Here is an 11,715-nt window from a genome sequence, read left to right on the forward strand (position 1 = left end):
TCCGCGGAAGCTCAGAGCAGCCCCTTGTCCTCCAGATAGGCCCGCGCCACGTCCTCCGGCAGCCGCCGCCAGCTGTCCACCTGCTCGTTCATGGACGCGAGGTCCTCCGTCGTCAGGACGGGATTGAGCCGTCCGAGCGCCGCCGCGACGCCCTCGCTGCCCGCCCGGGAGCGGTTCACGACGGGCACGATGTAGTCCGCGTTCTGCAGGTGCTTGTCGTCCTTGAGGAGCACGAGGCCGAAGTCGTCGAGCGTCGCGTCAGTCGAGGTGGTCAGGACCATCTGGTCCTGGCCGCTCTGCACGGCCTTCTTGGCCTGGGTCGTGCCGACGCCCTTGGGGTCGACGCCGGTGACGTCGATGCCGTAGACCTTCTTCAGCCCGGGTGCGCAGTAGGGGCGCTGCACGCATTCGTCGCCCGCGGCGAGCCGGACCTTCAGGCCCGACTTGCCGAGGTCGCTGAGGGTCTTGAGGCGGTGCTGCTCGGCGTAGGAGGCGGCGACGGCGAAGGCGTTCTGGTCGACGGCCCTGCCGGGGTCGAGGACGGTGAGGCCGCGCGGGGCGGCGAGGCCGCGCAGGGCCTTCATCGTGGTGTCGAGGTCGGGCGAGCCGACGGGCGTCGCGTCGGCGCCGTTCTTCTTGGCGTTCAGCCAGTCCGCGAAGGTCGCCGCGTACTCGGGGACGACGTCGATCTGGCCGGACTCCAGGGCGGGTTCGTAGAGTTCGCGGTTGGCCACGGAGAGGATCTCGGTGCCGTATCCCGCCTTCTTCAGGAGCAGCGCGTACATCTGGGCGAGCAGGTCGGACTCGGTGAAGCCCGCGGAGCCGATGACCAGGTGCCTGCTGTCGCCGGGCGGCGCGGTGACCTCCCCCCGGTTCTCCAGCGCGGGCCCGGTCGTGCAGCCGCTCGCCAGCGCGACAAGGACCGCCGCGGCTCCCGCGGCCCGCCTCATCCGGCCCTCCCCCGCGCCCGCGCCCACCCCGGCGCGAGCCGTTCGGCCACCTCGAAGAGTCCCTCGACGAGCAGGGCGAACACGGCCACGAGGACGGCGCCCGCCACGACCTGCGGGGTGCTCGCGAGGTTGAAGCCCGCCGTGATGATCCGGCCGAGTCCGCCGCCGCCCGCGAGCGCGGCGATGGTCGCCGTGGCGACGAGCTGCACGGCGGCGATGCGGACACCGCTGAGCACGAGCGGCAGCGCGAGCGGCAGTTCGACGCGCCACAGCATCTGTCGGCCGGTCATCCCCATGCCGCGGGCGGCCTGGACGACGTCGCGGTCGACGCCGCGCATCCCCACGTACGCGTTGGTGAGCAGCGGCGGCACGGCGAACAGCACGAGCGCCACGACAGTGGGTCCCTCGCCCCAATTGCCGAGCGGGGTGAGCAGCAACAGCACGAGCACCGCGAAGGTGGGCACCGCGCGTCCGACGTTGGAGATGTTCACGGCGAGCGCGCCGCCCTTGCCGAGGTGGCCGAGGACGAGCGCGACGGGCAGGGCGATGAGGCAGCTGAGGAACAGGCAGACGACGGTGAGGACGAGGTGCTGGGTGAGCCGGTGCCAGATGCCGTCGTCGCCGGCCCAGTGCGCGGAGTCGGTGAGCCAGATCCAGGCGTCGGAGAGTGTCTTCACGGGCGGGCCGCCTTCGGTGCTCTGGACGCCCTAGGCGCCTTCGAGGACTTCGACGCCCTTGACGCCCTTGACGCCCTTGTCCAAGGGGTGAGCACTCGCTGCACCCCGAGGAGCAGCAGGTCGGCCGCGACGGCGATGACCACGCAGAGCACGGAGGCCGTGAGGACCTGCGCCTTGAAGTAGGTGTTCATGCCCGCGTAGATGAGGTTGCCGAGCCCGCCGAAGCCGACGATCGCGCCGATGGTGACGAGGGAGACCGCGGAGACGGTGGCGATGCGCAGTCCGGCCATCGCGGCGGGCAGCGCGAGCGGCAGCTCGACGGTGAGCAGCAGGCGGATGGGCCCGTAGCCCATGCCGCGCGCGGCCTGCCGGGTCTCCTCGGGGACGGCCCGCAGCCCGGCGAGGATGTTCCGCACGAGCAGGGTCAGCGAGTAGAGGACCAGACCCGCGACGACGAGGGCGGCGGAGAGTCCGTACACCGGCAGCAGCAGCGAGAACATCGCGAGCGAGGGGATGGTGTAGAGGACGGTGGTGAGCGCGAGCACCGGGCCCGCCGCCCAGCCCCAGCGGCGGGCGAGCACGGCCAGCGGCACGGCGATCACCAGCGCGACCAGGACGGAGACGGACGTCAGCTGGAGGTGCTGGACGACCGCGTCGAGCAGGATGTGGCGGCGGGTGCTCAGGTACTCGCCGCAGATCCACTCGTTGCGCGCGAGGCAGTCGTCCGGGGGCGCGGTCACCCGTCCATTCAAGGCCGGGGTGCCGGGCGACGGCGCGTTCTGGTGACCCGTACGGGTCCGATCCCGGGTCGTCCCCCAGCTGTCCCGGGTACGGGCCCCGAACCACGCCCGTCAGCGGGTACGGCCGAGAGCGGCGCCTCCCGCGCGGCCGGCGGCCGGGCGGCACGGACGGGGCACCGGCGCCGTCCGGCGAGCCATGGCCCACGGCGCACGAACCGGCCTGAGTCACGAGAGGGCCGGTGTCAGCCGGTCCCCTCGTGCGTCGCCCGCGCGGGCTGGGCGCGCAGCGCGTCGACGGCGATGCGGGCGGCGGTGCCGATGACGGCGTCGGCCGCGGGCAGGACGGCGGCGGTGCCGGCGGCGCGGGTGAAGACGGCGACGGCGTAGCGGCCGCCGTCGGGGTATTCGATGACGCCGACTTCGTTGCGCAGCGTGGGCAGGCTGCCGGTCTTGCCCGCGACGTGCACGTCGTCGAAGGGGAAGCCGGACGCCATCCGGTGCGGCCACACCTGCAGGCCGAGGAGCCGGCGCATCGCGGCGCCGTGCTCCGGGGTGCACGCCTCGTCGCGCCAGACGGCACGCAGCAGCCGGGTCATGTCGCGCGGTGTGCTGCGGTTGGTGCGGTCGGGGTCCAGCGCCCGCAGCCGTGCGACGACGTGCGGATCGGCCAGGGCCTGCGCGCCGCCGGGGCCCGCGTCCTCCTTCACGGTGGCGAGGAGTTCACGGAAAGCGTGCGTCGCGTGGGTGCGGCCGAGGCCGAGCCGGTCGGTGGTGGCGTTCACCGCGTCGAGGCCGACGCGCTCCAGGAGGAGGTCGGCGGCGGTGTTGTCGCTCACCGACATCATCAGGAAGGCGATGTCGCGCAGGGACATGCGGACGGGGTCGAGCATCGCCGCGAGTCCGGTGGGTCCGGGGGTGCGTCCCTCGGCGGGGCACTCGGCCTGCTCGGTGAGGTCCAGCGTGCCCGCCGCCGCCTGCTCGTGGAGCGTGACGAGCAGGCAGAGCTTGTGCACGCTGGCGGTGACGACCGGCTCGTCGGCGCCCGCGTCGACCTCCGCGCCGGAGTCGATGTCGAGGGCGTGCAGCCGGCCCGTGACACCGGCCGCGGCGAAGGCCTCGCGCAGGAGGGCGGGGGTGCTGGTCACAGGAAGTACTCCGCCGCCGGGCGCAGATGGACCGGGCTCGAGTTCGCCGGCAGGTCGGTGGTCACCGCGGCAGTTTTCCACATGGCGTGCGTGGTCGCCTCGGCGAAGGCGGTGACGGCGGCGTCGCTGTGCCCCTGCGGCCAGGCCACCGAGTGACGCAGGGCCAGGGGCGCGCCGGCCAGGGGGCGCCAGACGATGTCGGGGTCGTCGGCGGCGCCGTCCGCGGGGCGGGCCTCGCGCGGCCGGAAGGCCACGGAGTTGGCGGAGCGGATCAGACCGCGGATGAAGCTGGGGCCCTGGCCGTGCCGGATGGCGGCCGGGCTGTAGCCGTTGCGGGCGCAGGTGGTCAGCAGGTCGTCGTGGAGGGCGGGGGCATCCGCGCGCGGGAAGAGGATCAGATCGTGGTCGCCCAGGGCGGTGAGCGGGACCTCGGCCAGTCGGGCCGCGGGGGCCTCGCGGGGCAGCAGCACGCCGAGTTCGCGGCGCAGGACCGGGCCGAGCCCAAGTCCCGTGACGTCGCAGGGGTGGTGGATGAGCCCCACGTCGAGATCGTGCGAGGCGAGGCGGGCCAGCTGTTCGGCGGTGGACAGCTCGTGCAGTTCCAGCTCGACGTCCGCGTGGCGGCGCCGGAACTCCGCGAGGATCTCGGCGACCGTCTCGCCCGCGATGTCGGGCGGCAGTGCGGCGCGCAGCAGGCCGGCGTCGCCGTCCCGGATGCGGTGGCTGGTGGCCATCAGGGCCTCGGCGCGGGCGAGGAGCTCGCGGGCCTCGGCGAGCAGCAGGGTGCCGCCCTTGGTGATCGTGACCTGGCGGCTGTTGCGCTCGAAGAGCCGCACGCCCAGTTCCCGCTCCAACCGCTTGATGCGCTGCGACAGGGGTGGCTGGGCCGTGCCGAGGCGGGCCGCCGCACGACCGAAATGTGACTCTTCTGCAACAGCCACAAAGCACCGCAGGTGCAGTATCAGGTCCACGAGCAGGGACGATATCGCAGATTAATCATTACGGTGGCCATATCAATCTTGGACATATGAGGTCCGGAGCTGCTCTGCTCGCGTAATGAACAGGACATTGAGGCACATAGCCGTCTTCTGCGGGGTCCTGGTGCTGTCCCTGCTGGCGCGGGCCACCTGGGTGCAGTTCGCCCAGAGCGAGGACCTGGCCTCGCACGAGCACAACCGGCGCGTGAAGATCGACGCGTTCGGCCAGCCGCGCGGGGACATCATCGTCGGCGGCGACCCGGTGACCAGTTCCGTGCCGACACCGGGTTCGGACTACAAGTACAAGCGCGTCTTCAAGAACGGCCCGATGTACGCGCCGATCACCGGCTACTTCTCCCAGGCGCAGGGCGCGACGTTCCTGGAGGGCGTGGAGAACGACGTGCTCAGCGGCAAGGACCGCAGGCTCCTCGGCAGCCCCCTGGACGTGCTGACCGGCGAGAAGCCGCGCCCCGGCGACGTCATCACGACCATCGACCCCAAGGCGCAGAAGGCCGCCTACAAGGGCCTGACCGATCTCGACGCCAAGGGCGCGGTGGTCGCCCTCGACCCGCGCAGCGGCAAGATCCTGGCGATGGCGAGCACGCCGTCGTACGACCCCTCCGTCTTCGCCGGCATCTCCCGCAAGGAGAGCGAGGCGTTCCTGAAGCTCGACAAGCGCAAGGACAAGCCGCTCAACAACCGGGCGACGCGCGAGACCTATCCGCCCGGCTCGACCTTCAAGATCCTCACCGCGGCCGCCGCGCTGGAGCACGGCACCGTCACCGACATCGACGCCCCCTCCGGCGCCCGCGCCCCCTACCGGCTGCCGCTCAGCACCACCGAGATCGGCAACGTCGTCCCGAACTCGATGTGCGACAAGGTGTCGATGAAGACCGCCATGCAGTGGTCGTGCAACAACGTCTTCCTCGACGCGGCACAGAAGACCGGCAAGGACGACATGCGGGAGACGGCGGAGAAGTTCGGCTTCAACGCGGAGCAGTTCACGCCCGTGCGCTCGGCGGCGAGCGTCTACCCCGAGAAGCTCGACAAGCCGCAGACCGCGCTGACCGGCATGGGGCAGGGCAGCGTCACCAGCACACCGCTCCAGATGGCCATGACCGTCGCCGGCATCGCCAACGACGGCAAGGTGATGAAGCCGTACATGGTGGACGAGCTGCGCGGCCCCGACCTGGCCCTCCTGGAGAAGTCCCGGCCGGAGGTACTGAACCGCGCCGTCTCGCCGGAGACCGCACGCAAGGTGCAGACGATGATGGAGTACACGGTCACCGACGGCACGGCGGACAAGGTGCGGATGCGGGGTGTCACGGTCGGCGGCAAGCCCGGCACCGCGCAGCACGGCGCCGACGTCCGCGACGAACGCCCCTACGCCTGGTTCGTGTCGTACGCCAAGCAGGCCGACGGCACCTCGCCGGTCGCGGTCGCCGTCCTGGTCGACCCGGAGGACATGGACATCTCCCGCTCCGAGATCGCGGGCGGCCGGCTCGGGGCGCCGATCGCGAAGGCGGTCATGGAGGCGGTGCTCAAGCGCTGAGGAGCGCCCCGGTGGGGGCCGGACATCAACAACTCGCTTTCGCATAATGCCCGTTGTCGACCATGTCCGACCGTTGCGTCGTGACAGTCGCCCGCGAAGAGACCATCATGGATGCGTCATGGCATCTTCGGGTCCGCTCCTTCGCCCTCGGCCGCGCGGCGGCCGGGTGACGGCTGCGCCGCCGGGCGCGGCGGCGCGGGCCGCGGCCCTGTCCATGACGAGCGTTCTCCTGGCCCTCGTCGCGTACCACGTCGCGTTCGGTTCGATGCCGCCGTGGGACGTGCGGGCGGTCGCCGCCGCGGGGCTGTTCTGCGCGGCCGTCCCGCTCGGGGCCGGACGGACGCCTCGCGGAGTCCCGCGGTCCGCCCGACCGGTGCGCGGCGACCGGCCCCCGGGGCCCCCGGCCGCCGCCGCCCGACGAGCGGCGGTGACGCGCCTCGCCCGCGCCCTCCGCACGGCCTGCGGACCGCCCGGCACCCGGCGCGGCACGCCGAGGGGCCTGCGCCGCGGCACCCTCGGCCGCGTGGAGCGCCAGGTGCGGCGCGCGTGCCGCGTCCTGGCCCGGCTGCTGCGTCCCGCGCCCGGCCCGCTCGCGCCCCGGGCGCCGCGGCCGGTCCCCCGCTTCTCCTCGGCGCCGCGTGACGCGTCGGCCCTCCCCCTCCTCCTTCTCCTCGCGGACGCGGTCGTACGGCGGGGTCCGCCCGCACGGCCGTCGCCCGCCGCCTGAGCCGTGCCGAGGCACGCGCACGGGTGCGGCTGCGGCAGGCCCGATTCCGCACGTTCCCCACCCCAGCCGATCTCGGCGCCGTGACCGTGCCGTGCCCGTGACGGGCGCGCGGGGCGCCAGGAGGAACCGCATGTCCAAGACCGTCGTCATCGGGGCGGGCCCCTACGGCCTGTCCGCCGCCGCGCACCTGCGGGCGCGCGGGGTTTCCGTCCGGGTCTTCGGCTCGCCCATGGAGAGTTGGACCCGGCACATGCCCGTCGGCATGCTCCTCAAGTCGACGCCCGCCGCCTCCGCGCTGGCGGCCCCGCGCGAGGGCTTCACGCTCCACGACTACTGCCGCGAGGCCGGCGGCGAGCCGCGGCTCGGCCCCCACGACCCCGTGCCCGTCGGCCTGTTCATCCGCTACGGCAGGTGGTTCCAGAGCCGCCTGGTGCCCCGCGTCGAGGACGAGCGGGTGGCCGCGGTCGACCGGACCGGGGGCGGCTTCAGCGTCAAGCTGGCCTCGGGCGAGAAGCTCCGGACCGCCTCCGTGGTCGTGGCGACGGGCCTCACCGGCGCCGCCCATCTGCCCGCCGCGCTCGCCGCGGCCGCCCCCGAGGGCCCGTCCGCCTTCGGCGTGGTCTCGCACAGCTCGCAGCACACCGATCTGAAGCGCTTCGCGGGCCGCCGCGTGAGCGTCGTCGGGGCGGGACAGTCGGCCCTGGAGAGCGCCGCCCTCCTGCACGAGGCGGGCGCCGACGTCCAGGTGCTCGCCCGCGGGGCCCGGGTCCGCTTCGGCAGGGCGCCGTCGGACGGCCCGCACGCACGGCCCGACACCCCGCTCGGCCGCTCCTGGGCGCTGTACGGCTTCTCGCGGCACGCGGCCGCGTTCCGGTACCTGCCCGGGGCCGTCCGGCTCCGGCTCGTCGAACGGGTGCTGGGGCCGCGCGGCGCGTGGTGGCTGAAGGAGCGCTTCGAGGACCGGGTACCCGTCCTCGCGAGGCGGCGCATCACCGGAGCGGAGGCGTACGGGGACGGCGTCGCGCTGCGCACCAGCACGCCGGACGGGAAGGCGCACACCGTCGAGGCCGAGCACGTACTGGCCGCGACCGGCTACCGCAGCGACCTCGAAGCCCTGGACTTCCTCTCCCCCGAACTCCGCGCCGAAGTGACCACGACCGGAGGATTCCCGCTCCTGGACAAGGGGTTCGGGTCGAGCGTGCCGGGACTCCACTTCACCGGCCCCCCGGCGGCCGCGACGTTCGGCCCGCTCCTGCGCTTCGTCTGCGGCACCCGGTTCGCGTCCCCGCGCCTGACCTCGTCCGTGGCCGCCCGCTGCGACGACTGAGCGGGGACCTGACGGGAAGGGTGCGCCCGGCCCGCGCTCACGGTGCCACGAGCAGGGCCACCAGGCGCTCCGTCTGCGCGCGGGGGTCCGGCGCACCGGCCCAGCCGGTCATCAGGAGGTGGTGGACGGTCCCGACCAGGGCGAGCGCGGCCGTCGCCGTGTCGGTGCCGTCCGCCAGGCGGCCGAGCCGCACTTCGGCATCCAGGTAGGCGGTGAGGGCGTCCTGGACCGCGGCGAAGCCAGGTGCGCCCTGCGCCATGGCCTCACGGATCCGCCGCGCGGTGCCGTTGCTGGTCATGGCGAGGCCGACGACGCGCGGGTCGAGGGAGTCCAGGAGGCCGAGCGCGACGGCGGTCAGGTTCTCGGCCACGGTGTCCTGCCCCGCCCTCGTGGGCAGGTCGCGCGCGTCGGCCGCCGCGCGTCCGAAGCGGTCGAGCACCAGCTCGGCGACGAACTCCTCCACTCCCCCGAAGTGCGTGTGCAGCACGCCCTTCGCGCAGTCCGCCTCCCCGGTGATCGCCCTGCTGGTCAGGGCCGCCGCACCGTCCCGGGCGACGATCCGCTCCGCGGCACCGAAGAGCCGCTCGCGCAGGTCGGGGATCGCAACTCCGCGGGGTGACATGGCATTTCTCCTCGTACGAGACGGAACGGGGCACCGCTTCCGGCGGAGGACCGTTGCCAGAATGGGCGCTCGCCCATACTGTTTGGGCGAGCGCCCATTCTATCGAGGAGGGCGCCCGTCCACTCGGCCTGTCCATCGGCCTGTCCATGCGGACCGCTCCCGCGGCCCGTCCACTCAGGGGGTACAGCGTGCACAGCATCGTCAACACCGAGCAGGCAGCGGCCTGGAACGGCTACGAGGGCGAGCACTGGGCCCGGCACCAGGACCGCTGGGACGCGGTGAACTCCGGCTTCAACTCCACGCTCCTGGACGCCGCCTCGATCCAGGGGACCGACCGTGTCCTGGACGTCGGGTGCGGCGCCGGGCAGACGACGCGGCTCGCCGCCCGCCGCGCGAGCGCCGGCCACGCGCTCGGGCTCGACCTGTCGGCCCCGATGCTCGCCCGCGCGCGCCGGACCGCGGAGCTGGAGGGCCTCGACAACGTCGCCTTCGAGCAGGGCGACGCCCAGGTCCACGCGTGGGCACCGGCCGAACGCGATGTCGCGATCAGCCGCTACGGCGTGCTCTTCTTCGCGGATCCCGTAGCCGGGTTCGGGAACATCCGCCGCGCGCTGCGTCCCGGCGGGCGCGCGGCGTTCGTCTGCGGCGCGTACGCCGAGGACAACGAATGGCTCCAGGCCTTCACCGCGCTGCGCGGCCTCCTGCCCGTCGGAGGGTTCGGCGCGCCCGGCGGGCCGGGCATGTTCTCGCTCGCGGACGTCGACCGCACCCGCGAGGTGCTGTCCGCCGCCGGGTTCGCACGCGTCGAGACGGCGCGCGTGGAGGCGTACGGCACCTGGGGGCGGGACGCCGCCGACGCCGCCGCCTTCCTGCTCGGCTCCGGGCCCGGACGGCATCTCAGTGGCCAGGTCGCGCCCGAGGTCCGGGACCGCGCGCACCGGCGCCTGACCGAGATCCTGCGCCCGTACGAGGACGGCGGCGCCCTGCGGCTGCGCAGCACCGCCCTGTTGGTGACCGCCGTCCGCCCGTCCTAGCCGCGCGACGGCACACCGGGCGCCGCCAAACCTGACGAACGGAGGTCCCGGGCGCGGCAGACTGCCGCCCATGACCGGAACAGACTTCAAGACCGACCTGCACACCTATCTGCAGGACGCCCGCGACGCCCTCCTGTGGAAACTGGAGGGCCTGTCGGAGTACGACATACGCCGGCCCATGACGCCGACAGGAACCAACCTGTTGGGCCTGGTCAAACACGCGACGGGCGCGGAGGCGCTGTACTTCGGCGCCATCTTCGGCCGTCCCTTCGAGGCGCCGGGACTGTGGATCACGGGCGACGCCGAGACCAACTCCGACCTGTGGGCGGCCGCCGACGAGTCGCGGGAGCGGATCGTCGGGCTCTACCGCGCGGTGTGGCTCCACTCGGACACGACGATCGAGTCGCGGGAACTGGACGCGGTCGGCCATCTGCCCTCGGGCAAGCGGTCGGCGATCACCCTGCACCGCATCCTCGTCCACATGATCGCCGAGACCGGCCGGCACGCCGGACACGCGGACGTCGTGCGGGAGTTGGTCGACGGGACCACCGGACTGCGGGACGGCAACGACGGCATGCCCTCCCACGACGCGGCCTGGTGGGCGGAGCACCGGGCCCGGGTGGAGCGCGCGGCGACCGAGGCCGACCGGAACGGTCGCCGACTTCAGAACCGGTGACACACGCCTCACGCGACGATCGCTACGATGCGCTGCGATGAGACGGACACGGTGGCCCGGGGCCGCCCGGCCCGCCCGGGGCCGCGCGGCACTGTGCGCTGCGCTCGCCGCGCTCCTCGCCGCGCTGTTCCTGTGCCTCGGCACCGTCACGCCCGACGTCGGTCACGCGGGCACGGGGCACACCACGGCCGCCGTCACCGACGCACCGGCCGTCGAGACCTGTACGCCGCCCTCGGACGGCACCGAGGTCCCGCCGTCCGACCGGTGTTGCGCGCCCGCCGCCCACGGCGTGCGCGCGGTGCCCGCCTCGGCCGAGCACGCGCTGCCGCCCGCCCTGCGTCCCCTCCCGTACGGCCCGGCCCGGCCCGCACCGGGACCCGCCCCGGGGCGGCCCTCGGACCGCGGCGCCCCCGACCTTCACGTGCTCCAGATGCAACGGACCTAGGAGGAGCCCGCGACGGCGGCCCGCGCACGAGCGCGGCCGTCCTTCGCACGACGGCATCCACCACTCCGGCACCACCGCCGCATGCGCCGCGGCGGGGACAAGGAACACCCATGGCCAGCGCCAAGTCCCGCAAGCCGGGCAACAAGCCCGGCAAGAAGGCGGCCGCCGCCGAACGCAGAGCCCGCGTCGAGGAGATGCGCCGCGCCGAGCAGGCCCGCGAGCGGCGCCACCGCGTCATCACCGTCACGGCGGGCGCCGTGATCATCGCCGGGCTCATCGGATTCGGGGCGTACGCCCTGGACCGGGCGAACGACAAGGAGCAGCAGAACGCCGCCGCCGAGGAGAAGCCCGTCAAGGGCGAGAAGACGTGGGACGCGAAGAAGCTGGGCCGCGACCACGTCGCCAAGACCGTCGACTACCCGATGACCCCGCCGGTCGGCGGCGATCACCACCAGGCCTGGATGACGTGTGACGCCAAGGTCTACGAGAAGGCGATACCGGACGAGAACGCCGTGCACTCCCTCGAACACGGCGCGGTCTGGGTCACGTACAACGACAAGGCCTCGGACGCCGACGTCGAGAAACTGGGCGACAAGGTCTCCAGGACTCCCTACAGCCTGATGAGTCCGGCCCGGGACCAGTCGGGGGCGATCATGCTGACGGCCTGGGGCCACCAGCTGACGGTGGACAGCGCCGACGACCCGCGCATCGGGCAGTTCTTCGGCAAGTACGTGCAGGGTCCGCAGACCCCCGAGCCGGGCGCCGCCTGCTCGGGAGGCGTCGAGTCCGTGTGACCCCGGTCCGGCCGGTGCGCGCGGCACGTGCCGCGCGCACCGGCCGGAC

Annotated in this window: 13 protein-coding genes; 7 read left to right on the top strand and 6 right to left on the bottom strand. The window is 73.5% G+C overall.

Going from position 1 to position 11,715, the window contains the following annotated elements; genetic code table 11:
- Positions 1–11 precede the first annotated feature (11 nt).
- The 5 genes from AB0L89_RS29295 to AB0L89_RS29315 form a co-directional block, all read right to left on the bottom strand.
- Entirely contained in the window at positions 12–950 is a 939-nt protein-coding gene (locus tag AB0L89_RS29295; protein ID WP_365147204.1) for an ABC transporter substrate-binding protein, read from the bottom strand.
- Positions 947–1,627 (bottom strand): ABC transporter permease, encoded by a 681-nt coding sequence (locus tag AB0L89_RS29300; protein ID WP_365147207.1) that lies wholly within the window; start codon positions 1,625–1,627, stop codon positions 947–949. Before AB0L89_RS29300 ends, AB0L89_RS29295 begins: the two co-directional genes overlap by 4 nt.
- Positions 1,624–2,367 carry an ABC transporter permease gene (locus AB0L89_RS29305; protein ID WP_365147210.1) on the bottom strand — a complete coding sequence of 248 codons (744 nt, stop codon included), beginning with the start codon at positions 2,365–2,367 and terminating at the stop codon, positions 1,624–1,626. The genes AB0L89_RS29300 and AB0L89_RS29305 overlap by 4 nt, the downstream gene beginning before the upstream one ends.
- Positions 2,368–2,609: 242 nt before the next feature.
- Entirely contained in the window at positions 2,610–3,512 is a 903-nt protein-coding gene (locus AB0L89_RS29310; protein ID WP_365147213.1) for a serine hydrolase, read from the bottom strand.
- Positions 3,509–4,483, bottom strand: coding sequence for a LysR family transcriptional regulator (locus AB0L89_RS29315; RefSeq protein WP_365147216.1), 975 nt, complete (start codon positions 4,481–4,483; stop codon positions 3,509–3,511). The genes AB0L89_RS29310 and AB0L89_RS29315 overlap by 4 nt, the downstream gene beginning before the upstream one ends.
- A gap of 85 nt (positions 4,484–4,568) precedes the next feature.
- Here AB0L89_RS29315 and AB0L89_RS29320 point away from each other — a divergent pair, with 85 nt between their 5' ends.
- The 3 genes from AB0L89_RS29320 (at position 4,569) to AB0L89_RS29330 (ending at position 8,095) form a co-directional block, all read left to right on the top strand.
- Complete coding sequence (locus AB0L89_RS29320; RefSeq protein ID WP_365147219.1) at positions 4,569–6,041, top strand: penicillin-binding protein 2; 1,473 nt, start codon at positions 4,569–4,571, stop codon at positions 6,039–6,041.
- Positions 6,042–6,159: 118 nt separating this feature from the next.
- Complete coding sequence (locus AB0L89_RS29325) at positions 6,160–6,768, top strand: hypothetical protein (protein WP_365147222.1); 609 nt, start codon at positions 6,160–6,162, stop codon at positions 6,766–6,768.
- 130 nt (positions 6,769–6,898) lie between these two features.
- Positions 6,899–8,095, top strand: coding sequence for an NAD(P)-binding domain-containing protein (locus AB0L89_RS29330; protein WP_365147225.1), 1,197 nt, complete (start codon positions 6,899–6,901; stop codon positions 8,093–8,095).
- A 37-nt stretch (positions 8,096–8,132) separates the two neighbouring features.
- Here AB0L89_RS29330 and AB0L89_RS29335 read toward each other — a convergent pair whose 3' ends face one another.
- Entirely contained in the window at positions 8,133–8,717 is a 585-nt protein-coding gene (locus AB0L89_RS29335; RefSeq protein WP_365147228.1) for a TetR/AcrR family transcriptional regulator, read from the bottom strand.
- Between the two features lie 188 nt (positions 8,718–8,905).
- Here AB0L89_RS29335 and AB0L89_RS29340 point away from each other — a divergent pair, with 188 nt between their 5' ends.
- The 4 genes from AB0L89_RS29340 to AB0L89_RS29355 all read left to right on the top strand — a co-directional run bounded on the left by AB0L89_RS29340 (position 8,906) and on the right by AB0L89_RS29355 (position 11,666).
- Positions 8,906–9,751 carry a class I SAM-dependent methyltransferase gene (locus tag AB0L89_RS29340; protein WP_365147231.1) on the top strand — a complete coding sequence of 282 codons (846 nt, stop codon included), beginning with the start codon at positions 8,906–8,908 and terminating at the stop codon, positions 9,749–9,751.
- 70 nt (positions 9,752–9,821) lie between these two features.
- Positions 9,822–10,427 carry a DinB family protein gene (locus AB0L89_RS29345; RefSeq protein WP_365147234.1) on the top strand — a complete coding sequence of 202 codons (606 nt, stop codon included), beginning with the start codon at positions 9,822–9,824 and terminating at the stop codon, positions 10,425–10,427.
- Between the two features lie 37 nt (positions 10,428–10,464).
- Positions 10,465–10,872: a hypothetical protein gene (locus AB0L89_RS29350; protein WP_365147237.1), complete on the top strand. Its 408-nt coding sequence runs from the start codon at positions 10,465–10,467 to the stop codon at positions 10,870–10,872.
- 110 nt (positions 10,873–10,982) lie between these two features.
- Positions 10,983–11,666, top strand: coding sequence for a DUF3105 domain-containing protein (locus tag AB0L89_RS29355; RefSeq protein WP_365147240.1), 684 nt, complete (start codon positions 10,983–10,985; stop codon positions 11,664–11,666).
- Positions 11,667–11,715: the final 49 nt, after the last annotated feature.

The organism is Streptomyces sp. NPDC052114 (assembly GCF_040680155.1).
Lineage (GTDB): Bacteria > Actinomycetota > Actinomycetes > Streptomycetales > Streptomycetaceae > Streptomyces.

Coding starts and splice junctions, on each gene's coding strand:
- AB0L89_RS29355 (WP_365147240.1), top strand. CDS start 10,983: ATGGCCAGCGCCAAGTCCCGCAAGCCGGGCAACAAGCCCGGCAAGAAG.
- AB0L89_RS29325 (WP_365147222.1), top strand. CDS start 6,160: ATGGCATCTTCGGGTCCGCTCCTTCGCCCTCGGCCGCGCGGCGGCCGG.
- AB0L89_RS29320 (WP_365147219.1), top strand. CDS start 4,569: ATGAACAGGACATTGAGGCACATAGCCGTCTTCTGCGGGGTCCTGGTG.
- AB0L89_RS29330 (WP_365147225.1), top strand. CDS start 6,899: ATGTCCAAGACCGTCGTCATCGGGGCGGGCCCCTACGGCCTGTCCGCC.
- AB0L89_RS29345 (WP_365147234.1), top strand. CDS start 9,822: ATGACCGGAACAGACTTCAAGACCGACCTGCACACCTATCTGCAGGAC.
- AB0L89_RS29335 (WP_365147228.1), bottom strand. CDS start 8,717: ATGTCACCCCGCGGAGTTGCGATCCCCGACCTGCGCGAGCGGCTCTTC.
- AB0L89_RS29295 (WP_365147204.1), bottom strand. CDS start 950: ATGAGGCGGGCCGCGGGAGCCGCGGCGGTCCTTGTCGCGCTGGCGAGC.
- AB0L89_RS29350 (WP_365147237.1), top strand. CDS start 10,465: ATGAGACGGACACGGTGGCCCGGGGCCGCCCGGCCCGCCCGGGGCCGC.